The following is a 22090-nucleotide window of genomic DNA, read 5'->3' as shown; positions in this document are numbered from 1 at the left end:
TCCCATGCACATGCCCCTCACCGACACCCTCGGCCTCAACCTGATGGCCGCCAATCAGCACCAGGCGGATCACAACCGCGAGCACTTCGATGCCTGGAACCTGCTCTGCCTCAACGTGATGAGCAGCCCCGGCGCCGGCAAGACCTCCCTGCTGGAGCGCACGATCACGGCACTCGCGCCCCATCTGGAGATGGCGGTGCTGGAGGGCGACATGACCACCCAGCTCGATGCCCAGCGCCTCGAAGCCGTGGGTGTGCCGGTGGTGCCGATCACCACCGGCCGCGCCTGCCACCTGGATGCGGCGATGGTGAGCGGTGGCCTGCGTCAGCTCCAGGCGCAGCTGGATCCGGCCGCTCTCGATCTGCTCTGGGTGGAGAACGTGGGCAACCTGGTCTGTCCAGCTGAATTCGAGGTGGGCGAGCACCTCAAGGTGGCCCTGCTGAGTGTCACTGAAGGCGACGACAAACCGCTCAAGTACCCGGTGATGTTCCGGGAGGCCGATTGTGTGCTGATCACCAAGGTGGATCTGCTGCCCTATCTGCCCGTCGCGGTGGAGCGCATCGAAACCCACATCCGCTCCGTCAACCCGGCCGCCGAAGTTTTCCAGGTGTCGGCCAGCAGCGGCGCCGGGCTCGATGACTGGCACCAGTGGGTGCTGGCCACCACCCGGGAGCACACCCGCCAGGCGGCTCTGGTGGAGGTGGGATGAGCAGCCTGAGCTGGCAGCAGCGCAAGCTCGACCTGCTCAGCCAGGGGGTGAGTTATGCCCTGGCCAGCTTTGTGGATCTGCACGGCAGCAGCAAGGCCAAGGCGGTGCCGCTGGCCCATTTCGAGGCGATGCTTGCAGGCTCCGAACTGTTCACCGGTGCCGCCCTCGATGGTGTTCCCCAGGATGTCAGCGACGACGAGGTGGCTGCCATCCCCGATCTGGCCACGGCCACGGTGCTGCCCTGGCGCCGCGATGTGGTCTGGCTGGCCAGCAGCCTGCACCTGCACGGCCAGCCCTTCGAGGCCTGCAGCCGCAACATCCTGATCCGCGCCCTGGATGAAGCCGGGCGGATGGGCTTCCGCTTCAACCTCGGCATCGAGACCGAATTCTTTGTGCTGCGCCGTGGAGATGACGGCGTTCTCCGGCCCGCCAGCTCCCGCGACAACCTCGAGAAACCCTGCTACGACCTCACTGGCCTGCTCGACAATCTGCCCTGGCTCGATGAGCTGGTTCAGGCGATGAATGATCTGGGCTGGGGGGTGTATTCCTTCGATCACGAGGATGGCAATGGCCAGTTCGAGACCGACTTCGCCTATGCCGAGGCGCTCACCATGGCGGATCGACTCACCTTCTTCCGGCTGATGCTCAAGGAGATCACCCACCGCCATGGGTTGATCGCCAGCTTCATGCCCAAACCCTTCAGTGATCGCACCGGCAGCGGCGCCCACTTCAACATGTCGCTGGCGGATCCAGCCACGGGCCGGAACCTCTTCGTGGGCGCCACAGAGGGCGGTATCTCCCCTCTGGCGGAGCAGTTCATCGCCGGCATCCTGCGCCATGCGCCGGCGATCTGCGCCGTGATCGCCCCCACGGTCAACAGCTACAAGCGTCTGGTGGCCCAGGGCTCGATGAGCGGCTTCACCTGGGCGCCGGTGTTCATCTGCTACGGCAACAACAACCGCACCAACATGCTGCGGATTCCATCCGCTGCCGATCGGGTGGAATGTCGTGCCGCCGACAGTGCCTGTAACCCCTATCTCGGTGCGGCGATGATCCTTGCGGCGGGGCTGGAAGGTATCAGGGAGGACCTGGATCCAGGCCCTGCCAATCTCGTCAATGCCTACCGGCTCAGCCCCCAGCAGCGGGCAGAGCGGGGTCTGAAGGTGTTACCGCGGACCCTCGGGGAGGCGATCGAGGCCTTTGCCGCTGATCCACTCTCCCGCTTGGTGTTCGGTGATGCCATGGCCGACGCGTTCATCGACTACAAACGAGCCGAATGGGCCGACTATCACGCCTGCGTGTCCGACTGGGAACTGGCGCGCTATCTCGAGTTCCTCTGAACAACGATCAGATGTTGATCTCTCCCGCTTCTTGATGTCTTTCCCTGTTCCTTCCCCACTTAACCGATGACCTCCATCCCCCCTTCTACCCTCGCCTCCATGCCCACCCCCACGTCCCGCACTCAGCGTTCCCAGGTTTCTAGGCGCAGGCGGCAGCGGCTGCTCGGATTCGGTCTGCTGGCGGTGCTGGGCGGTGGCCTGCTGGCGAGCTGCCAGAGCCCTCCGCAGAAGGGCGCCACGCCCGTGCGGATCGGCTTCAGTGCCTGGCCCGGTTGGATTCCATGGCAGGTCACCGAGGAGAAGGGCCTGTTCAAGGCCGCCGGCGTTCCCGTGACTCTTCAGTGGTTCGACGGCTATCTCGATTCGATCAACGCCCTCAACGCCGGCCAGCTCGACTGCAACAGCCAGACCCTCAACGACACGATCAGCTCGATCGCCGGTGGTGCCGATCTGCGGGTGGTGCTCACCAACGACAACTCCACCGGCAATGATCAGATCATCGCCGCCCAGGGCATCACCGCGGTGTCCCAGCTCAAGGGCCGCAAAGTGGCTGCTGAAGAGGGCACCGTTGATCACTACCTGCTGCTCCTGGGCCTGAAGAAGGCGGGCCTCACGGCCAAGGACATCGAGTTCGTGCCCCTGGAAACCGGAGCGGCAGCAGCGGCCTTCGTGGCTGAGAGGGTTGATGCCGTGGGCGTGTTCGCGCCCTTCACCACCCAGGCGCTCAAGCGTCCCGGCAGCACCACCCTGTTCTCCTCCAAGGAGTTCCCCGGCGCCATCAGCGATCACCTGGTCTGCCGCAGTGAGTTCGTTGAGAAGAACCCCGAGCAACTGCAGAAGGTGGTGAACGCCTGGTTCGCCACCCTCAAGGAGATCAAGGCCAACCCAGGCCCCAGTCTCACGATCCTGGCGGCCCGGGCCGGGGTGAGCGAGGCCGAATACAAGGAGTACGACCTCGGCACCACGATCTTCACGCTCGAGCAGAACCGCGAGGCGCTCAAGCCCGGCAGCACCATGGCCTCGCTGCCGTTTGCCGCCGGCGAGATCAGCACCTTCCTGCAGGAGGTGGGCCTGGCCAAGACGCCACCGGATCTCACCAAGCTGTTCGACGCCCGTTTCGTCGATTCGGCCCCCTGAGCGATCCGCCATGCGTTCCCCCTGGTTGCTTGGTCCGCTCGGGATCATCGTGGTGCTGCTGCTCTGGTCGTTGATCAGCCTCAGCGGTGCCGTGGATCCCCTCTTCCTGCCCAGCCCGCCGGCGGTGTGGCAGGCGGCTGCGACCCAGTTCCAGGAGGGAATCCTGGTGGGTGATGCCCTCGCCAGTATCCAGCGTGTCTTCTTCGGCTTCGCCCTCTCCGCCGGCCTGGCGTTGCCCCTGGGCATCGCCATGGGCAGCAATCCACTCGTGTGCCGGCTGCTGGAGCCCCTGCTGGGGTTGATCCGCTACATGCCGGCGCCTGCTTTCATCCCCCTGCTGATCATCTATTTCGGCCTGGGAGAGCTGCCCAAGGTGCTGCTGATCTTCATTGGCACCTTCTTCTTCAACACCTTGATGATCATGGATGCGGTCAAATTCGTGCCGCCTGAGCTAATCGAGACGGCCCTCACCCTTGGGGGCCGTGGCTTGCCCATCCTCACCCGTGTGGTGGCCCCTTTCATCGCCCCCCAGGTGATCGATGCCTACCGGATCAACATGGCCTCGGCCTGGAATCTGGTGATCGTGGCGGAGCTGGTGGCCGCCAATGAGGGCCTGGGCAAGCGCATCAGTCTGGCCCAGCGCTTCCTGCGCACCGATGAGATCTTCGTGGGCCTGATTGTGATCGGCCTGATCGGCCTGCTGATCGATCTGGGTTTCCGCGCTGTGCTGCGGCGCAGCTGCCGTTGGGCTAACTGAGATGCATCTGTCCGTCAACGGCGTCAGCAAAAGCTTCGGCGAGGGTCGTCACGCCAAGTTGGTGCTTGATGACATCAGTTTTTCGATTAAATCCGGCGAATTCGTGGCCCTGGTGGGCAGTTCCGGCTCCGGCAAGTCCACGGTGATGCGCCTGATCGCCGGGCTGGAGCGCCCCAGCGCCGGAGTGATCGCCCTCGATGGCAAGACGGTGCGAGGGCCCGGCTCCGACCGGGGCATGGTGTTTCAGAAGTACAGCCTGTACCCCTGGATGACCGCGGCACAGAACGTGGCCTTCGGCATGTCGCTGCAGGGATTGACCAAGGCCCTGGTCCGGGAGCGCACGGGCTACTTCCTGGAGGTGGTCGGCCTGCAGGATTCCGCCCGGCGTCTGCCGAAGGAGCTGTCGGGGGGCATGCAGCAGCGGGTGGCGATCGCCCGTGCCCTGGCCGCCGATCCCAAGGTGGTGCTGCTGGATGAACCGTTCGGTGCCCTCGATCTGCAGATCCGCGAATCGATGCAGGAGTTCCTTTATCAGCTCTGGCAGCGCTCCGGTCTCACAGCGCTGCTGATCACCCACGATCTCGAGGAGGCGCTGCTGCTGGCCCAGCGGGTTCACATCATGGCCCCGCGGCCTGGGCGCATCGTCAGGACGGTCGAGGCCGATCTGGATCGCTCCAACCTGGCCCACCTGAGGGTGTCGCCGCCGTTCCTGGAGCTGCGGGAGGAGCTGGTGAACACCCTGCGCACTCTTGATGGCGCCGCCAGCTGAAGCGGCCACGATGGAGGCTCCAGACGATCCGTTTGAGCAGCGTCTCTTTCTGGAGGCTGAGCTCTATCGCTCCACCTCGGTGGCGGAGCGCGAACGGCAGGTTTATGCGCCCCACTTCTGGCATCCGGTGGCAGCCCTCTCCAGCCTTCCGGAGGGATCAGCCCTGGCTCTGCAGTTGCTGGATCTCCCCCTGCTGCTCACCCATCCGCCCGGCGGGCCGCCGCGGGCGTTTCTCAACCGCTGCCCGCACCGCGGCGTGGCCCTGTTGCCTGGTGCAGAAGCGGCCCAGGCCTGCCGCCGTCTGATTTGCCCCTATCACGGCTGGACCTACGACCTGGATGGCAGCCTGCGGGCCGCAGCCCGGGAGGCGGAGTTCGTGACTCCCTTCGCCCGTGAGGACTGGCCCCTGCTCGAGCTGGCCTGTGCCCTGCGTGGCTCGGTGATCTGGGTGGCGATCGGTCCGGATCCACTGCCTCTTGAGCACCAGCTGGATCTGGTGGAACAGGAGCTGGGAGAGGGGCTGGAGCGGCCACGGGTGCTGCTGGCCAGCCTGGAGGGGGACCTGGCCTGCAACTGGAAGATCGCCCACGACAACACGCTTGACGATTACCACGTGGCCATCGCCCACCCCAACACCCTGCACCGTCAGCAGGGGCCGGTGCGTCACTACCGGCATCGCTTTGGCGACCACACCAATCTGCTGGCCACCCCGGTTCCGGTTCAGGGCAGTGGCGCTGATCCGCAGAAGCCGGAGTTCCTCACCTTCGGCGCGCCTCCCTGGATTCATCTGCTGGCCTGGCCCGACGGGCGTCTGGCCCTGATCAGTTTCCCTCCCCGCGAGCTCGGGCGCTGCCGCCTGCAGGTGTGGCTGCTGGGTGATCCCGCTCAGCAGGCCGGGGGCGCAGCCTGGATCGAGGAGCTGCGTTGCTTTCTGGAGGAAGACCGGGCCCTGGTGGAGTCGGCCCAGCGGGGCTATGCCAGCGATCTGAGGCCCGGCCCTGCCCATCGGCTGGAGCGGCGGATCCTGCACCAGCAGGCGCTCTATGCGCGGATCATGGGGCTGGAGCCCCCGTGTCCAGCTCACGCCTGAGCCAGGCGGCCATGGCCGTGTTGATCTGCAGCAGATCGGCTACGGGCTTGTTCGTGAAGGGAAGGGTGGGCAGGTAGCCGTCGGGACCGAACTCCGGAGTGAGTGTGAAGCGCTCCATGCCGCGCGCTCTCGCCTGATCCAGAAACAGCTGCCAGCAGGCCCGATGGGCCGCCAGGGCGGTGGCGTGCTCGGGCGCGAACGGGTGGCCCACCTGGGGCCCCTGGGCATGACCCACCCGGGCATGGAGGTGATCCACCCGTTCGGCGATCGCCTGGATCGGCGCCAGATCCGGCGTCATCAGCCGCTCGCAGGCCACGCACCAGTGGCTGATGTCGGCGGTGAGGCGCAACTGGGGGTAGCGCTCCAGCCAGGAGCGGATCCGCCAGGGATCGGCGAGGCTGCGGGAGCGATGGGTTTCGAAGCTCACCGGCAGTGGGCTGGCGGATGCCAGCTCCAGGGCCCGATCCCAGAACCAGGATTGCTGGGGCCAGCTCCAGCTGTCGCTGCCGGTGATCACCGTGACTCCCAGGGGCTGGAGTGGCGGGCAGGCCTGCAGCTGTTCAGCCAGCTGGCTCAGATGAGCCTCAGGAGTGGTGGCCAGATCGGGCACATAGTCGCCGCCGGTGACGATCTCGAGCATCAGGCCCAGGCCTGATGCTGCCAACGCTTCCACCACGGCGCTTGGTGCGCTGCCCGTTAGGACCGGATGCGCCAGGTTGGCCTCCAGCCCATTGAAGCCATGGCAGCGGGCCCGGCTGATTGCTGCGCTCAGCGTGCCCCTGAAGCCCCAGAGGCTGTGGAGCACCACCAGATCCATGGGTGTGCTGCAGAGGCTCAGCCGGCCGAGCCAGCGCCTTGATCAAGGAGGTTCGGCTGAATGCCCAAGTAGACGGCCTCACGGAAGAGGGCCTGGATGGTGTCGGCGTCGTGGCGGCTACGGGCTTCGGCGATCCGCTGGCGCAAGGAATGCACCAGCACCTGCTGACGGGGGTTGGGTTGTTGGGTGTTGCACTCGATCGTCGCCATGGCGCTCAATGCCGAAGCCTGTGGGTATTCACTCTTTGCACACTCTACCGAGACTTGGTGGCCTAGAAGCTGAGGCGACCATGAGCCTTCCCTTCGGCGTGGCAGCTCAGAGGTTGGCTTTTTTGCAGTCTTTGCCCCATGTTTGGTAGCAGAGGCCGTTGTCACGGCAGTCGACACGATTCAAGGGCGCGTCGAAGTGGGCCGCGAACATCTTCTGAACGATGTCAGAAGGGGCGGTGCCGGTGACCTCTTGGGTGATCTTGCAGGGTGCCGCTGGGGGAGTGGCGTTGGCTATTTTTGTGCTCGGTGAACCGTTTATGGAGGCGGCCAGAAGCAGAGCCAACATTCGCTTTGGGCTGAAGAATTTTATCTTAGGTCTGATCGGTGAGAGGCTCCAAGGCGTGGGCTGTCAAGATGTTGCGGGATCTTTCCGAAACGGGTTCAATCCAGCGCCAGAGAAGCCATGAAGCCCTCCTCAATTGATGATCGTGGTTTTGTTTTTGGAGGCAGTAATGGCTTCGATTTGAAGGTGAGGCTGTTCAGTGAGTCCTCTGGCGCTCCAGGCCAGAAGCGGGCAGCGATGGTATAAAGCAAGGCTTATCGTTGGTGCTTGAGGTCGGAGAAAATTTGGGTCTCGGCTTGCCCGCATCAGCAACTCGTAGGGAGGATTCTCGAGAGCGACTGCTGGGCAAGGCTCGACCTATGAACCTTGGCAACTCTAAAAGCAATCCCTATGCTTTTGGAAAGATAATCTGCCTTCGTGGCGATAATGCTGGCTAGCTCAGGTTCTCATGCAGGGCAAGCGCTCATTTTGCTCGACTTTTGAGCTGTGCTTGTGTGGCTCAAAGGGGCGTGTTAGGCAGCTCTGCGTGCACTGTTCCTCTCCGGGATTCAAGAACAAGAGTTTAGGCTGGAAGTTGAATTTTGCTTCAATTCATTTTCATAGCAGCATTCAGTACTTCCCCCTGGTGGCTTGCGCAGAAAGAACTCACATCGGCTTCGGCCTCTTCCTGCCTTTGCCGAACCGCGACATTGCCTGCTTCCTGAGCCACAGTATCAAGATCCAAGCCTAAAGCTCCGCTTCGTTCTGTGAGATAGTGCGCCAAAGCTGACTTGCTAGGGACTGAATTTCAGAGAATGGAGATTCGCATATTTTATGGGGTCTAACGCTCAAGATTACCTGCACGCAAGAACTCAGGTGATCCTGAAGGACTTACCAGGTGGCGTGACAGGTGAATCTTGATGTTAGACAGCTTCTTCGCCATGGCAGGAGTGCGGAGCTTGCCTTAAGAACTCTTGCAACTTGGCGCGCAAAGGATCATCCACGGCTTGATGGATATCTACAAGATCAATGAGTCTATTAATTTGTTCGTCTGATTTTAATTCGAAAGAATAGATATGCTCAATCCCCTGGGGTGACAGGTAGTCTCGCAGGAGCTCATAGGGATCCCTCTTCATTCCGCGATAGGCTGCGACTGCATTCCATTGCCATAAATCATGGAAGCGCTCATGCCACTTCTTGTATTCAAGATACTGCCTTAGGTCAGTGTAATGCGTCATTGTTGCTGCTGTTTGAAGCCATGACTGGAATTTACGTACGCGAGACTGGTATTCGATGAAAAGCTCGCGAACATCAAATTTCTCGGGCTGAGAATCCAAAAACTTTACGGCTTCAGACTTCCAGCCGCTCCATTCCAACAATTCAGCCTTCGATAGCAAGAATGCAACGGTGCGAGATTCACCAGTTCTGCCAGCGGCCATCGAAACATTCCAGTTTGCTTGCGCAGGTTTCCAGTGAAGTGAATAGTTTCGCAGGTCGAAAAGGAAGCGATGCAAGTTGTCCTCCTTGAATGCCATGCGTCTCGCCTCGGCTTCGCCAGGCACTGGATAACTCTTGAGAAAGTTGCGGGTATGGTCAACAAGTGCAGCCAATGCTGATGATGCATTAAACAGAAATCGCTTGATATTCTTGGTGTATTCGCCACGATTATCTTCATTGATACGAAGCCAGAAGTCTTGATATTGACTTCGATGCGCAAATCGATTAATCCCCTCAAGTAAGTCGTCAATCGCCTGATCTAGGATCCAGTGACTATCCTTGACCTCTCTAAGTGCGGACCACATGCGACCTCCTCTAGTTGCTTCTATCTCACGTCTTGCCTGCTGGAAGTTAAAAGCAATAGCCCTGCCTACTTGATCTTCAGTCCAAGGCTCTTCGTGTTCAGTGAGAACAAACCTTGGCGCCATGGTGGGAACTCAGTGACACATCTCCGTTGTGTGACAATAGCGCAAGAAAAGTGTAGTGCGCTGGGCTTGCGACACCAGTTCCGGACTGTCTAACGTTCGCCATCACCAGGCCGCATGAACACTGGATCTAGCAAATGATTGTCTGGTGGCGGCCCTGGTGCATGGTGGTGTTATGCGGTAGGCCTATAGGAGCTTTGAGCTCTAGTGAAGGCGCCTCGTGCTGCAATCAGCAGTATGTTATCTAGGACCCAAGCGAATCGATATATGGGCTGCATCATTCTAGAAATAGCTATCGCGCTGGTTGCATAGGAACAACTTCGGCAAGGAGCCACCCGTTGCCCCCTTACGATTTTAGATATTCTCACGCGACGATGAATGCTCTACGAGAAAAGAAATGACAAGACTACTGCCTGCCGCTTATGCTCTTGAGATGATCTACCAGTTTCCTGGTCTCAGCCTCAGAATTCTCGAACCAATCAGTTGACCAGATCCGGTATATCTCCCAGCCAAGATTTTCCAGAACTGACTGCCTGTACTTATCGCGATCACGAGCGGCCCGGGCCGAGTGATAGGTGGCTCCATCACATTCCACCCCCAGTAGATAGAGATCCGTCTGCTTCGGATTAACTACGGCTAGATCGATAAAGTAGTTTGCAACTCCCACCTGGCATTCGACCTGATAGCCATTGCGTTCAAGAGCCTCGGCAACCACGATCTCGAAATCGCTGTCAGGTGGTCTACCAGTTTGGCGGCCCGTATCCAGACTCCTGGTTTCCACATACTTTAGGTAATCCTTCAGGGCATGTACACCAAGACTGGAGGTGGCCGTGGGGTGGATTTGGCTGGACTCCATGGAAGTGACTAGTTCAATGCCGTGCTTGGCACGGGTGAACAGCACGTTCAGGCGCCGGTGTCCACCGCCCTGGTTGATTGGTCCAAAACGCATCGCTAATGGACCACCCGGCTCCGCCGGGCCATAGGTGGTTGAAATGACGATGGTGTCGCGTTCGTCACCCTGCACCTTTTCAAGCGCCTTGACGAACAGCTCTTCGCTGCTGTCAGTCAGGTCAAGGCGTCTGCGCAATTCTTCGTGGTGAATGGACAGCGTCTCCAGTTGCTCGGCAATCTCTTCGGCCTGGGACTCATTCATGGCCACCACCCCCAAAGTGCGTTCTGGGTGCAGCTCCAACTGCTCCAGCACCACGTCACACAACAGGGTCACTTCCGGCAGGTTGATGCTCCTCACATAGCGTGGGGCTTCCACCAGGTGACGGTTGATGGCAAAGTCCCGATCACAGGAGGGGAAGACAACCAGCTGGTTGTTGTAAAACTGACGATTCGAGAAGGCAATCAGACTGCCATGGCGAGAGCGGTAGTGCCACTTAAGTCTCCTCACCGGCTTGAAACTTTTGGTGCAGAGATCGAGGATGGATTCCTCATCAAGGGCCTCTGTATCCACCTCTTCTGTCTCTTCAGTCTCCTCTGAAGAGGAGCTGCGCTGAAAAAAGCTGGTTGGCGGCAGCTGCTTGGGATCACCAACCACGACGCATTGCTTAGCGCGGCTGATCATCCCAAAGGCTCGTTCTGGTGGCATCTGAGAGGCCTCGTCCACAATCACCAGATCGAACTGTTCGATCGCTTCCCGCGGCACCAAAGAGGCCACGGTGGAGGGTGACATCATCCAGCAGGGTTTCAAGCCCCGCAGAGCATTTCCGGAGTAGTGGAAGAGGTGACGCAGAGGACGGTGCCGTTTTTGCTTGTTGGTTTCGTTATCAAGCAATCCCAACTCTGTGAACTCACCTCTTCGGCCCTGGTTAATGCCACTCGGTAGCTCGTAGCGATCGCGGTGAATCTTTGCAATCACTTCAGCGCGATCGAGTTGCATGAGCTGCTCTTCCGTTTGGTGAAATCGGTTGCGTCGGTTTACCTGATCAACAGCTTGAAGACCCTTGAGAGCAGGACTGGCGTCTGCGATTTCGCCCAATTTGCTGCGCACTACATTCCAGTAGTAGATTGTGCTCCAGTATGTGGGTTGGACGTTTCTGTCCATCAGCGACTGAACCAGCCGTCGGTCTGCTTTGCCTGGTAAGGCTTCCATCAATTGATGAAAACGAACCCACTGCGGAAAGACTTCCCTTAAGGAAAGGGCCGACTCCAACCAGACGGTCAACTCCTCATGGAGCAATGACTCCAACTCCTTCACTGATTCGTCACCCACATACTGCGGACTGAACCCCGCCACGGCGGCGAACTGCATGGCTACCTGCTCCTCTTGCTCGACTGCGCTGACCAGATCTGAGCCTCGGGCGCGTTGCGAACTGATGTACTGAGCTGATCCCTGCTCCAAGCATCGCTGCTCCATCGCCAAAGGAAGCCGCAGCTCCCGGAGCTGGCCAATCCAGGCCAACACAGCCATCAACGTTTCTGGCGCAGTTCCGGCAAGATCAGGTCCCAGCTGCTGATGTAGATCGGAGGACGCACTGATCACCGCAGCCTGGCGACGGCTATGGAGTTCGAGATCCAGAGGTGCTTCGAGCAAGGCACTGCTCGACAAGCCATCCTGCAGACCGATGGCTGCCCAGTCGTTGAGCAGCTGGTGATAGCTAGCGATGGCCTCTTGAACCGAGGCCAGCAACGCCCCGATCGGTTGTTGTTCCCCTCCTGTTGGGATGGCCTCTTCTTCTGCCAGCAGTTGTCCCAGGCGAGGCATTAGCTGGCGTCCGACCAGCCCGCTAAGTCGCTCCAGTTCAGGCTTGGCAAGGCCAAGAAGCAGGGGGTCCAGGTTCCCCAATCCGCCGGCACTCAACAGTCCCTTGTAGGTCGTTGCTGCCGTCACCACCTCCTGAACCCGTTGTAGATCAGGGGATGGGCCAACGATGGCCTCAAGCTCAGGAAGGGGGAAGAGGGACTCCAGCTCCTGGAACCGCAAGACATTCTCGAACCAACCCGCCATCTCGGCCCCGTCACTGATGCCTGCAGCCACGGCCCATGCCGCATAGGGCGTCGCCTGTTCCAACAGTTCTTGGTCCCTATGATTTGTTTGAAGCTGACTGCGAAGCTCCGCCAAGGTCAAACCCACAACGCTCCTGCCTGCCCACAACTCATGGGTAGCCAGCGCTTGAAGATCCCCGTTCAGGCCTCCTTCAAACACCGCCAGCACCGCCAGGACATCGGTTACGGATGCGGTTCGTGCCAGAGCAAGAAAGGCGGCTGTCGCCGGCTGACCACTGATGTGACCCTTGTAAGAAGCCAGCTCCTGGGCCACGGAAACGGCTTCCCTCAGGTTCAGGCCGTCTGAACACCATTTCGCCTCACGCTCGGCTGGATACCTCGCTTGCTGATCCAGAAAATCAGCAAGCCGCCGCAAGCCAAGCGGTCCTTGCGCTTCCTCCTTTATCCCGAGTTTCCTAGCCAGTTCAGATGCTCGCTTGTGGGAGCCGGCCACGCTGCTGAGCAACTTGTGGAGCCCCTTCCTCGTTTCCAGGACCTCAGCCTCCTGCCGCAGCTTCTGGGCATCGACATCGGTGGGGATGCTCAGGCCATCACGCTCCAGCTCACTACGGGTCTGCTCTAAATCATTCTTGGCTTGAAGGGTAGAGACCATGGCCTCCAAAGGTGCCTCCCAAAACTGGCCACCCCGATGCATTGCCGCGTTGGGAGTCAGGGCGGCTACGCCGCGCAGCACTGTTGGCAACGCCTGCAGATGCTCAAGCGTGAAGCTGCTCAGGCTGTGCCCGGCGATGCCTTGCTCAACGGCGATGTGGATCCTTTCCAACAACGCCTGAACCCCCGAAATCCTTAAGCCCCACTCCTTAGCCGCCGAGGAACTCGGGAGCTGCGCCGCCATTCCTCGCTCGCAAGACTGCCTGAAAACTTCGGAGGCTTGCTTCAGTTGAGCCGTGGAGCAGGTTTTGGGCAACGGTGCCTTGCTCAAGCCCAACGATTCCCGCTGCTCTTGCAGCGAGGTATAGCGGGTCAGCAGATCCTGCAACCGATGGGAATCGTCCTTCCAGATCGGTTTTTCTCGCAGCTCCAACACCCAGCCAGGCAGAACGTTCAGATGGTCCAGAACTGCAGCAAGGGCACTCACGGAGGAACGGCTGAACTGATCAACCCCGAGGCCAGAACCCGTGGCATCACAGGCCACCTGGACTCCTTCGGCCTGACCACCCAAGCGTTCAAGGCGTTGGCTCAAGAGTTCCCGATCAGCGGCGGTCTTCGGCATTGCCAACTGACCTAAGGACCACCCGTTCCACCGAGCCACGAAATCACTGATCTGAGCTGTTGCTGGTAGTGGATCTGGAATCCGAACAAAGCTGGAGGACAGCTTGTCTGCACTGGCTTGCTCCGCCCTTAGAGCCTGAAACAAACCCTGAGCGACGCCGGAAACCTCAGAGCTGGAAAGCAAGGGCAGCAGTGATTCCTGCTCGATAGGCAGCGGATCGGGAAGCTTCACAACGACTGCCGCGTCGTCTCGGGCACGCTGGCGTACATCTTTGAGTGATATGCCCGTTAGGTCTTCCCCTTGGCCCATTAGTTCCGATAGTTCCTTCAAAGCATCAGCCCATCTCTGAGTCAGATCAAACAATTGATCACGGCCAAGCGGATCCCCAGGGCGGACTCCAATGGCCATGAAGGCGAAAAGGAGATCATCGAAATCCACCGATGAGACGAGATCGGCCAATTCAGCATGAACTTGAGCTACCTGCTCAACTTGTGGACGGGTATAGGACGTTGCTGCTGGTAAGTCCACCTTGAATTCAGTTAGGTCAAGCCCAGCGGCCAGCAACTGCTTTTTCAGCTTGACCTCGGCCCAAAGGAGCTATTGGTGACTTTCCTCCTCTGCTCCATGGCTTTGGTTGAGAAGCTGGGAAAAGGTATTAAGCTGGTCACGCAGTTGGTTGAATTCACCTAGGGCAGCATCCCGCCGAGGGTGGCTGGGTCGAGGCAGTAGGAGGCGCTCTCCCAACTCGTCATAGACCTCTCGCTTGTTCGTCTTATCAGAAGCAATTCGTAGGCAATAGGGTTTGAGTCCAGCCTCTGCCAGACGGGTGTAGACCACATCAAGGGCAACCTTCTTCTCGGCCACAAAGAGTACGCGCTTGCCCGCATAGAGAGCGTTGGCAATGATGTTCGTAATGGTCTGACTCTTCCCGGTGCCTGGAGGGCCCTCAATCACCATCGAACGCCCACCCATCACATCGGCGATGCTGGCGAATTGACTGGCATCGGCTTGGGTGATTAAAATCGGAACCTTTTGAGCAATCGAGGGTTGATCCACATGGACGTCCTCTGCTACAATCTCAGCCTCATGGCCTTGCTCTTCTGCCGTCAGCTCTGCGGCCAGCAATTGCTTCACCAGCACTGATGATTGGACGATCTGGGGATCAAGATCCTCATAGAGACCCAGGCCACTGAAATTCAGCAGGGCAAGATTCAGGTTTGGGCGTACTGCCCAGCCTTCCACCTCGGCAACAGTACTAGCAACCTGTTCGAAGTAAGCCTTCAAGTCCCCACCGTCCTCAGTCAGGTTCGGCAGCGGGAAATCAATTAAAAAGTCACGCCGCAAGCGTTCCTTCAACGTGATATTGCCAACAGGAGCATCTTCTGTCCCCCTCAAGGAGAAGCTCTTGGCTCCTCCACGGGTGGAGGATTTGATCAGTTCGACGGGTAACAGAATCAGGGGAGCAAAAAACGACTTGTTCTTCTCCGACCACTCCAGGCAACCAAAGGCCAGGTAGAGGATGTTGTTTCCCGTTTCTTCGATCGAACTGCGTGCGTTCTTTCGCAAGCCCTCTGCCAGGCGTTCCAGGCGTTGCGCCAAGAGCAACACTTGTAACGTACCGTTTTTGCTAGGAGGAGACGTTTTTGAGAAGGACAGGTCGTAACTGGGATTGATTCCTTGCTTCTCTGCCCATTTGACCAAATTCTTCGTCGCACTGCTTTTGCCTCCTTGCTCAAACTCTTCTCTCACCTTGGAACGCAGTCGATCTTCTGCCTGGGCCAACGCTGGACTGAAGTTCTTGTCACCCGAACTGTCGGCAAGAACCTGCTGATAGAGGGGATCCTGCTCCCGAGCCCGATCAAGAGCAGCCTTGAAGTCGTCTCCTTCCAGCTTTTTCTCTTCCTCTTCTGGAGGATCGGGAAGCGGCTTGAGTTCGAGTGTGGAACCTGAGCAGAGAGTGTTCAGAACTGCTTGAGGGTCACAAGCAACAAAGCGCATCAGCCTTGCTGATCTCGAGCTCGTGAGCGAAAGGTTGAGAAGATTATTCCTGGACGTCAAATCCAGAAGTTTGTTGCGAAACCCCTCAAGGGTGGGCAGAAGGTAGCTGTTGACATCCTTTGATGTGAACGCCATCCGCTGCTGCTCCTTGGGTTTCCGAATGATTGCTATGTTCACTGTAACACAGGGAAACATGCATCATATTTCGAAATGGAGACTTCGCCCCATTGATCATCTGTATAACAGTATTTAGGCGGGTCCGGTATCCACCCATTGCCCAGGCTCTATGGCTGCATAAGACACCTTCAAGCCTATGGTCTCGTAGCTCAGAGCTGTTCCAGCATAGGGAGGTTGTCGGTATTGGCCAATGAGCGATGGAGCTTAGGCGGGTCCGAGAACCAGATGTTCTATGGGCTACAGAAGGGTCACTGGGTTGATCATTCACAAAGGGAATGAATCGGTGCATAGGTGTGGATCATCGTGGTCTTGACGCTGTTGTCTCCAAGCTTGTCAAAGGACGATTCCGCCAATCGTTTCACCTGTCCGCACCTCCGGCTCCAGCCCATTGGGGCCGTGGTTGGCATGTCAGATCGCCGCGTTTTCCCAATGTGCCCCATTCCTGGGCTGGTAGTCCGGCGAGCCTGAAGCACTCCGGCAGTCCCCCATGCCACCCGCTACTCCAGCCACCTTCTGGAGCGTTCCTCTCCCCGAGCTGCTGGCAGACCTGAGCTGCAGCGAAGCGGGCCTGAGCAGCGCCGAGGCTTCCCGGCGCTTGCTGGTGCACGGCCCCAATGGGCTGGCACCTCCGGCGCGGGGTGGGGCGCTGCGCTTGCTGCTGCGCCAGTTCACCAGCCCGATCATCCTGATCCTGAGCGGGGCAGCGCTGCTCTCGTTCCTGCTCGATTCGCCCACCGACGGCTTGATCATCCTGGTGATTGTGTTGATCAGCGGCCTGCTGGGCTTCTGGCAGGAGAACGGTGCCGCCGGGGCGGTGGCCCAGCTGCTCAAAACTGTTCAAACCACTGCCGTGTTGCGCCGCGATGGCCTCGACCAGCCCATCCCGGTGGCAGAGGTGGTGCCGGGCGATTTGCTGGTGCTCTCTGCCGGGGCCGCCATCCCGGCTGACTGCCGCCTGATCGAGGAAACCGATCTGAGTGTGAACGAGGCGGCCCTCACCGGTGAGAGCTTTCCGGTGAGCAAGCACCCGCTGGCGGTGGCCGCTGACGTGCCGCTGGCGAAGCGCATCAACGCCCTGTTCCTCGGTACCCATGTGGTGAGCGGCAGCGGTCTGGCGCTGGTGGTGCGCACCGGAGTGTCCACCCAGTTCGCTTCGATCGCTGATCGCTTGCGTCTGCGCAGATCCGAAACCGACTTCGAGCGCGGCGTGCGCCGCTTCGGGGCGCTGCTGCTGGAGATCACGCTGCTGCTGGTGATCACGATCTTCGCCGTCAATGTGTTTCTGCGGCGGCCGCTGGTGGATTCGTTCCTGTTCGCCCTGGCCCTTGGCGTGGGGCTCACGCCCCAGCTGTTGCCGGCGATCATTTCGGTGAACCTGGCCCAGGGTGCTCGGCGCATGGCGGCGAAGCGGGTGATCGTCAAGCGGCTCTCGTCGATCGAAAGCTTCGGCAGCATGGAGATCCTCTGCTCCGACAAGACCGGCACCCTCACCGAAGGCAGTGCCCGGGTGCAGCGCAGCTGCGGCGTCGACGGCGGCCCCAACCCGGCGGTGCTGCTGCATGCGGCGGTGAACGCCAACTTCGAGACCGGTTTCAGCAACCCTATCGATGCGGCGATCCGCGAGGCGGCGAGTGCCAGTGATGGCAGCGGCGCCCCGATTGATTTATCCGCCTGGACCAAGCTCGATGAGATTCCCTTCGATTTCAGCCGCAAGCGCCTGAGCGTGCTGGCCCGCGCCGATGGCTCCCCGGTGTTGATCACCAAGGGCGCCTTCCTCAAGGTGCTGGAGGTGTGCGACCGGGCTGAAGCCGCCGATGGCTTGGTGCTGCCTCTGACGGCGGTGGAGCCGGAGCTGCGCCGTCTCTACGCCGCCTGGAGCGCTGAGGGGTTCCGGGTGCTGGCGGTGGCGGTGCGGCGCTGGCCCCCCGCTGGACCTCTGGTGCCCCGCGCGGTGAGCCGGACGGACGAAACCGGCATGGCCTTTCTTGGCCTGATGGCCCTCAGCGATCCGCTCCAGCCGGGTGTAATGGCCACCGTGGCCGAACTCGGGCGTCTGGGGGTGCGGCTGAAAATGATCACCGGCGACAACGCCCTGGTGGCGGCGCGGGTCGGCCGTGAGGCCGGTCTGCAGAACCCGGAAGTGCTCACCGGCGCCCAGATGCAGCTGCTCACCGACACCGCCCTGCCGGTGCGGGCCGAGCAGGTGGATGTGTTCGCCGAGATCGAGCCCAGCCAAAAGGAACGCCTGATCCATGCCCTGCGTCGGGCCGGTCACGTGGTGGGCTACCTGGGCGATGGCATCAACGACGCGCCCGCACTCCATGCCGCCGATGTAGGCCTCTCGGTGCAGGGAGCGGTGGACGTGGCCCGGGAAGCGGCCGACATCGTGTTGCTGGATCCCGACCTGGCGGTGCTGCTTGCTGGCATCCGTGAAGGGCGGCGCACGTTCGCCAACACCCTCAAGTACGTGTTCATGGCCACCAGCGCCAACTTCGGCAACATGATTTCGATGGCGATGGCCTCCCTGGCCCTGCCGTTCCTGCCGCTGCTGCCCAAGCAGATCCTGCTCACCAACCTGCTCACGGATCTGCCGGAGATGACCATCGCCTCCGATCGGGTCGATCCCGAATGGATCAGCAGCCCTCACCGCTGGAGCCTGCCCTTCATTCAGCGCTTCATGGTCACCTTCGGTCTGGTGAGCTCCTGCTTCGACGTCATGACCTTTCTGGTGCTGCTGCGGGTCCTTCACGCCGACGCCGCCCAGTTCCGCAGCGGCTGGTTCGTGGAATCGGTGCTCTCGGCCGCCTCGATCGTGCTGGTGATCCGCACCCGCGGTCCTCTGCTCCACAGCCATCCCTCCAAAGCGCTGGTCGGGGCCACGATCGCGGTGGCGGCCATCACTCTGCCGCTCCCCTGGACGTCCCTGGGGCGCCTGTTCGGCTTCGTGCCCCTGCCCTTGGAGTTCCTGCTTCCGCTGGGCTTGATCCTGGTGGCCTACGTGGCCTCTGCCGAGCTGGCCAAGCGCTGGTTCTATCGCCACTGGGCCGGCTGATGGCCACCTCCCTGGCCACCCTCGCCACCGAGTTCCGCAGCCTCGCCGGCGACCTGCTGCTGCCGCCGCTCCAGGGACGCTCCCCGTCGCTTCGGTCGTTGCTGCGCCTGGGCGCCTTGCTGCTGGCCTCAGCGGCCCTGGCCCTGGGGGCGGCGGTGGTGCTGCTCGGAGCCTCGGCCCAGCTGATCGCCTGGCTGATCGGCCCGGGCCGCCTCGATCTGGCTTTCCCCTACCTCGGTCGTGCCCTGCGCACCTACACGGCGGAAAGGCAGGGGGTGATCGCCCTGGCCGTCGCCCTCTGTGGCCTGGTGCCCTGGTGGCTGCTGCAGCGGGGCCTGGTGGCGGGCCTGCGCCGCCGCTGGCTGCTGCTGACGCTGCTGCTGGCCTTGCTGGTGCTCTCCACGGCTGTGGATGTGGCCTTCACCGAAGGCAACGGGGCGGTGATGGAGGCCCTGAACGTGCGCAGTGCTCAGCGCTTCTGGGGGACCGCCGCCGGGCTCACCGCCATCTATCTGCTCTCCCTGCCGGTGCAGTTCCTCACCACCTATGGCCAGGGGCGCTTCGCCCTGGTGTGGCGGGATCGCACCAGCCGTACCCTCTGGGAGGCCTATCTGGCTGGGCAGGCCTACTACCGGCTGGAGTCGGCGGGCGCAATCGACAACCCCGACCAGCGCATCGCGGAGGACATCGATCGCTCGGTGGTGCGCTCCACCAGCCTGTTCTTCGGCTTCTTCGCCTCTTTGCTCTCACTCACGGCCTACGTGCTGGTGCTGTTCAGCATCAGTGGTGCCCTGGTGCTCACCCTGCTGATCACCACCCTGGCAGGCAATGCCCTGATCCTCCAGCTGGTGCGCCGCCTGGCGACCCTCAGCTTCCGCCAGCAGGCCCTGGAGGCCGATTTCCGCTTTGCGCTGATGCACCTGCGCAGCCATGCCGAGAGTGTGGCGTTCCTGCGGGGTGAGGCGCGGGAGAGTTCAGGCCTCGAACGGCGCTTTGCGCGGCTGCTGCTGAACCTGGAGCGGGTGATCCGCTGGCGGACCGTCGTGGGGCAAGGCAGTGGCCTCTATGGCTTCCTGATGCAGTTCGTGCCTTACCTGGTGCTCTCTGGCGCCTATTTCGGCGGCCGGGTGACGTTGGGGCAGCTCACGGTGGGCAGCATCGCCTTCAGCCAGGTGCAGGTGGCGCTCTCGTTCCTGGTGGAGAGAGCCGACGACTTCTCCGGCCTGTTCGCCAGCTTGCATCGCATCGGCGAACTGCGCGCCGCCACCGACTCAAGCCTCAACCCCAGTCTTGACCCCACCCAGCGGGCCGGTCTCCGCCGCGACGGACCCGAACTGGTGCTGGAGCGGCTCTGCGTCGCCGATCCCGGCGGCGATGGGCTGCTGATCCGCGACCTGGATCTGCACCTGGCGGTTGGGGAGCGGCTGCTGATCACCGGCCCCAGCGGCTGCGGCAAGACCACCCTCCTGCGCGTGCTGTTTGGTCTGGTTCCAGCCGCCTCCGGCCGCCTGCTCACGCCGGCCTCCCAGGACTGGATGGTGCTGCCCCAGAAGGCGTATCTGGCCCTGGGCAGCCTGCGGGACCAGTTGCTCTACACGCTGCCGCCGCAAGCGCCGCCCGTGCCCGACGAGGAGCTGCGGCGGGTTCTGACGCTGGCGCGGCTGGAGACGCTGCTGGTGCGCTACCCCGATCTGGACGCCCAGGCCGACTGGGACCAGGTGCTCTCCGGTGGCGAGCAGCAACGGCTGGGGTTTGCCCGGTTCCTGCTCCATCCCTCCCCCTTCGTGGTGCTCGATGAGGCCACCAGCGCCCTCGATCTCGAAACCGAGCGGCATCTCTATGGCCTGCTGCTCAAGGCAGGCCTGGCGGTGATCAGCGTGGGCCACCGGCCCAGCCTGGAGGCCTACCACCAGCGGATTCTGCGGCTGAATGGCCACGGAACCTGGTCGCTGCAAGGAGGCTGAGCGCCTGGGAAGCCGCCCCGTATCCCTGACGAACTCATGGCCACGGCCAGCCAGCTGGCTTCAGCGCTTTGCCGGGGGCCTCGAGATGCTGCTCCAGGCCTTTGTCTGGCACGGGTTCTCCCCCGGTGCCTCCTGGCTGCGTCTGCTCGACGACGCTCGCTACTGACAGGACATTCCCAACGGCTGGCCCCGCTCAGGGGGAGGGCGTCAGGCCTGGGGATCCGGCCCAGGGCGATTGATCCTGTTGCCGCCCTCGGTGCTGAGGCGGAGCGCGGCCTCAAGCTTCCCCAGCCAGGCGCCCGGCAGCCGCCAGTGGTGAGCTCCCCGCAGGATGGCGCGGGCGTAGTCGGGGCCGGCGGCGAGCCCCGGAGCGCTCCAGGCGGGCGTGGGCACGTAGGTGAGGGCTTCGAAGCGCTCCCCGTCCGAAGTGGTCACGGTCACGCACTGATGGCGGTAATGACCGGCCGCCACGCCCTCGCAGCGGTCGAGGGCGGCCCGATCATCCGGGCTGTGATGGTGCACCACTCCCCAGCAGTGGGCACCGCTGTGGCGCACGAGTCCAGCGGCCCCTTCGCCTGGAGCACGGCCCAGGCGCCGCTTGTTGATCCCCCAGCGCCAGCCTTCCAGCCGTGCCACCAGGCCGCTGCCATCCCAGCGGGGGCAGCGCCGCGCCAGCTGGGTGGGGCAGAGGTTCGAGCCGTAGCTGAACACCGGGGTGCTTCTCCAGTCGCCGTAGGGCACCAGCGGCAGACCGATCACCTGCCCATGGCGGCCCACGTACACCCAGGCCCGGCTGCCGTCACTGAGCTGACAGCGCTGGCGTTGGTACTCGCGGGGCACATCTTCGAGCAGATCGAGCCGGGCCAGGCCGCTCGTCTCCAGCGCATAGAGCTCGCCATGGATCAGGGCCGGCTCCTGTGGTCCCTGTGCGTCCTGCGCTTCCGCTTCAGTGGCGGCGACCGCCATCGGGTAGGGGCCGAGGTCGTGCAGCCGGGCTCCCCCAAGGCGCCGCCTCCCGAGGAAGCGGCTCCCCTCGAGCCAGGGGTGGTTGGGCTCCCCTCGCTTCAGGCTTCCGTAGACGAACACGTGCTCGGACATCTATTTGTTCCGACATCGGGCGCTCGGCTGCCACATCGCCTCAGCCAGGGAGGGACTCGGCCTGATCGATGCCCCACTCCTGGCGGATTGCCGGGTTGCTCAGCTCCCAGGCATGCTCCTGGGCTGCAAGCGGCGCTGTGCGGATGCCGGGCCCGAGGCCCCGCCGGCTCAGTTCCCCGCGCACTTCGGCCTGGAAGCACTGGGTTTCGCGCAGCAGATCGGCCACCCGTTGCGGGCCCCCCAGCACCTTCTGCATCGCTCCCTGGCCGCTCGAGAGCTGGAGGGTGGCGAGATGGTCCTCAAGCCAGGCCCATTCGTAGGGGAGCATGGCGTCACTGCAGGCCTGCAGGTGTTCGCGGTAGGTCTGCAGATGCTTCTCGAGCACCCGCTCGCTCAGGGGGCTGTAGGGCATGGCGGGAGGCTCATGCCCGGACTGGCTGGCTCCGGAGCGTTCCCGCAGCCGATTCATGATTACGCGCAGGTAGCTCATGGCGCCGCGAT

The 22090-nt window shown here is 61.9% G+C and carries 17 protein-coding genes; 9 read left to right on the top strand and 8 right to left on the bottom strand.

All coding sequences use genetic code 11. The annotated features are described in order from the left end of the window. Positions 1-4 precede the first annotated feature (4 nt). The 6 genes from hypB to CJZ82_RS12170 all read left to right on the top strand — a co-directional run bounded on the left by hypB (position 5) and on the right by CJZ82_RS12170 (position 5802). The gene (gene hypB, locus CJZ82_RS12195) at positions 5-709 is read left to right on the top strand and encodes a hydrogenase nickel incorporation protein HypB (protein WP_094556045.1); all 705 of its coding nucleotides are present in this window, start codon (positions 5-7) and stop codon (positions 707-709) included. Then, a complete protein-coding gene (gene glnT / locus CJZ82_RS12190) occupies positions 706-2049 on the top strand; it encodes a type III glutamate--ammonia ligase (RefSeq protein ID WP_094556044.1) in 1344 nt (447 codons plus the stop codon). Before hypB ends, glnT begins: the two co-directional genes overlap by 4 nt. A gap of 66 nt (positions 2050-2115) precedes the next feature. Then, the gene (locus CJZ82_RS12185) at positions 2116-3186 is read left to right on the top strand and encodes an ABC transporter substrate-binding protein (RefSeq protein WP_094556043.1); all 1071 of its coding nucleotides are present in this window, start codon (positions 2116-2118) and stop codon (positions 3184-3186) included. A gap of 10 nt (positions 3187-3196) precedes the next feature. After that, on the top strand, positions 3197-3943 hold the full coding sequence (locus CJZ82_RS12180; RefSeq protein ID WP_094556042.1) for an ABC transporter permease: 747 nt from the start codon (positions 3197-3199) through the stop codon (positions 3941-3943). 1 nt (position 3944) lies between these two features. Further along, positions 3945-4712, top strand: coding sequence for an ABC transporter ATP-binding protein (locus CJZ82_RS12175; RefSeq protein ID WP_094556041.1), 768 nt, complete (start codon positions 3945-3947; stop codon positions 4710-4712). Next, positions 4696-5802: an aromatic ring-hydroxylating dioxygenase subunit alpha gene (locus CJZ82_RS12170; protein ID WP_094556040.1), complete on the top strand. Its 1107-nt coding sequence runs from the start codon at positions 4696-4698 to the stop codon at positions 5800-5802. The genes CJZ82_RS12175 and CJZ82_RS12170 overlap by 17 nt, the downstream gene beginning before the upstream one ends. Here the strand turns inward: CJZ82_RS12170 and CJZ82_RS12165 are convergent. From CJZ82_RS12165 to CJZ82_RS12140, 6 genes are all read right to left on the bottom strand, one after another. Continuing rightward, positions 5765-6619, bottom strand: a complete 855-nt coding sequence (locus CJZ82_RS12165; protein ID WP_094556039.1) for a sugar phosphate isomerase/epimerase — start codon at positions 6617-6619, stop codon at positions 5765-5767. The genes CJZ82_RS12170 and CJZ82_RS12165 overlap by 38 nt on opposite strands. A gap of 17 nt (positions 6620-6636) precedes the next feature. Continuing rightward, positions 6637-6828: a hypothetical protein gene (locus CJZ82_RS12160; protein WP_094556038.1), complete on the bottom strand. Its 192-nt coding sequence runs from the start codon at positions 6826-6828 to the stop codon at positions 6637-6639. A 106-nt stretch (positions 6829-6934) separates the two neighbouring features. Then, complete coding sequence (locus CJZ82_RS12155; protein ID WP_143593658.1) at positions 6935-7171, bottom strand: hypothetical protein; 237 nt, start codon at positions 7169-7171, stop codon at positions 6935-6937. Between the two features lie 902 nt (positions 7172-8073). Continuing rightward, on the bottom strand, positions 8074-9075 hold the full coding sequence (locus CJZ82_RS17940; RefSeq protein WP_143593657.1) for a hypothetical protein: 1002 nt from the start codon (positions 9073-9075) through the stop codon (positions 8074-8076). Positions 9076-9478: 403 nt separating this feature from the next. Next, on the bottom strand, positions 9479-13864 hold the full coding sequence (locus CJZ82_RS12145; RefSeq protein ID WP_143593656.1) for an AAA domain-containing protein: 4386 nt from the start codon (positions 13862-13864) through the stop codon (positions 9479-9481). Positions 13865-13897: 33 nt separating this feature from the next. Then, the gene (locus CJZ82_RS12140) at positions 13898-15433 is read right to left on the bottom strand and encodes a DUF4011 domain-containing protein (RefSeq protein WP_158218572.1); all 1536 of its coding nucleotides are present in this window, start codon (positions 15431-15433) and stop codon (positions 13898-13900) included. Positions 15434-15962: 529 nt separating this feature from the next. On the opposite strand from CJZ82_RS12140, the gene mgtA reads away from it, so the two are divergent. From mgtA to CJZ82_RS12125, 3 genes are read left to right on the top strand one after another with little or no spacing between them, the layout of a single operon-like run. After that, positions 15963-18527 carry a magnesium-translocating P-type ATPase gene (gene mgtA / locus CJZ82_RS12135; RefSeq protein ID WP_094556033.1) on the top strand — a complete coding sequence of 855 codons (2565 nt, stop codon included), beginning with the start codon at positions 15963-15965 and terminating at the stop codon, positions 18525-18527. Then, positions 18527-20491, top strand: coding sequence for an ABC transporter ATP-binding protein/permease (locus CJZ82_RS12130; protein WP_094556032.1), 1965 nt, complete (start codon positions 18527-18529; stop codon positions 20489-20491). The genes mgtA and CJZ82_RS12130 overlap by 1 nt, the downstream gene beginning before the upstream one ends. Continuing rightward, positions 20457-20657, top strand: coding sequence for a hypothetical protein (locus CJZ82_RS12125; RefSeq protein ID WP_094556031.1), 201 nt, complete (start codon positions 20457-20459; stop codon positions 20655-20657). Before CJZ82_RS12130 ends, CJZ82_RS12125 begins: the two co-directional genes overlap by 35 nt. Before the next feature lie 41 nt (positions 20658-20698). Here CJZ82_RS12125 and CJZ82_RS18425 read toward each other — a convergent pair whose 3' ends face one another. Beyond that, positions 20699-21589 (bottom strand): gamma-glutamylcyclotransferase, encoded by an 891-nt coding sequence (locus tag CJZ82_RS18425; protein WP_158218571.1) that lies wholly within the window; start codon positions 21587-21589, stop codon positions 20699-20701. A 40-nt stretch (positions 21590-21629) separates the two neighbouring features. After that, positions 21630-22079 (bottom strand): hypothetical protein, encoded by a 450-nt coding sequence (locus CJZ82_RS12115; RefSeq protein ID WP_094556030.1) that lies wholly within the window; start codon positions 22077-22079, stop codon positions 21630-21632. Positions 22080-22090: the final 11 nt, after the last annotated feature.

This window comes from Synechococcus sp. 1G10 (assembly GCF_002252625.1).
Taxonomy (GTDB): Bacteria; Cyanobacteriota; Cyanobacteriia; order PCC-6307; family Cyanobiaceae; genus Regnicoccus_A.
Note: the sequence above shows the minus strand (reverse complement) of the source record. Positions and strands in the feature narration are given on the sequence as shown.

Excerpts from the sequence above, each read along its gene's own strand:
- hypB (WP_094556045.1), top strand. The coding sequence starts at position 5 with ATGCACATGCCCCTCACCGACACCCTCGGCCTCAACCTGATGGCCGCC.
- glnT (WP_094556044.1), top strand. The coding sequence starts at position 706 with ATGAGCAGCCTGAGCTGGCAGCAGCGCAAGCTCGACCTGCTCAGCCAG.
- CJZ82_RS12185 (WP_094556043.1), top strand. The coding sequence starts at position 2,116 with ATGACCTCCATCCCCCCTTCTACCCTCGCCTCCATGCCCACCCCCACG.
- CJZ82_RS12180 (WP_094556042.1), top strand. The coding sequence starts at position 3,197 with ATGCGTTCCCCCTGGTTGCTTGGTCCGCTCGGGATCATCGTGGTGCTG.
- CJZ82_RS12175 (WP_094556041.1), top strand. The coding sequence starts at position 3,945 with ATGCATCTGTCCGTCAACGGCGTCAGCAAAAGCTTCGGCGAGGGTCGT.
- CJZ82_RS12170 (WP_094556040.1), top strand. The coding sequence starts at position 4,696 with ATGGCGCCGCCAGCTGAAGCGGCCACGATGGAGGCTCCAGACGATCCG.
- CJZ82_RS12165 (WP_094556039.1), bottom strand. The coding sequence starts at position 6,619 with ATGGATCTGGTGGTGCTCCACAGCCTCTGGGGCTTCAGGGGCACGCTG.
- CJZ82_RS12160 (WP_094556038.1), bottom strand. The coding sequence starts at position 6,828 with ATGGCGACGATCGAGTGCAACACCCAACAACCCAACCCCCGTCAGCAG.
- CJZ82_RS17940 (WP_143593657.1), bottom strand. The coding sequence starts at position 9,075 with ATGGCGCCAAGGTTTGTTCTCACTGAACACGAAGAGCCTTGGACTGAA.
- CJZ82_RS12140 (WP_158218572.1), bottom strand. The coding sequence starts at position 15,433 with ATGGCGTTCACATCAAAGGATGTCAACAGCTACCTTCTGCCCACCCTT.
- mgtA (WP_094556033.1), top strand. The coding sequence starts at position 15,963 with ATGCCACCCGCTACTCCAGCCACCTTCTGGAGCGTTCCTCTCCCCGAG.
- CJZ82_RS12130 (WP_094556032.1), top strand. The coding sequence starts at position 18,527 with ATGGCCACCTCCCTGGCCACCCTCGCCACCGAGTTCCGCAGCCTCGCC.
- CJZ82_RS12125 (WP_094556031.1), top strand. The coding sequence starts at position 20,457 with ATGGCCACGGAACCTGGTCGCTGCAAGGAGGCTGAGCGCCTGGGAAGC.
- CJZ82_RS18425 (WP_158218571.1), bottom strand. The coding sequence starts at position 21,589 with ATGTCCGAGCACGTGTTCGTCTACGGAAGCCTGAAGCGAGGGGAGCCC.
- CJZ82_RS12115 (WP_094556030.1), bottom strand. The coding sequence starts at position 22,079 with ATGAGCTACCTGCGCGTAATCATGAATCGGCTGCGGGAACGCTCCGGA.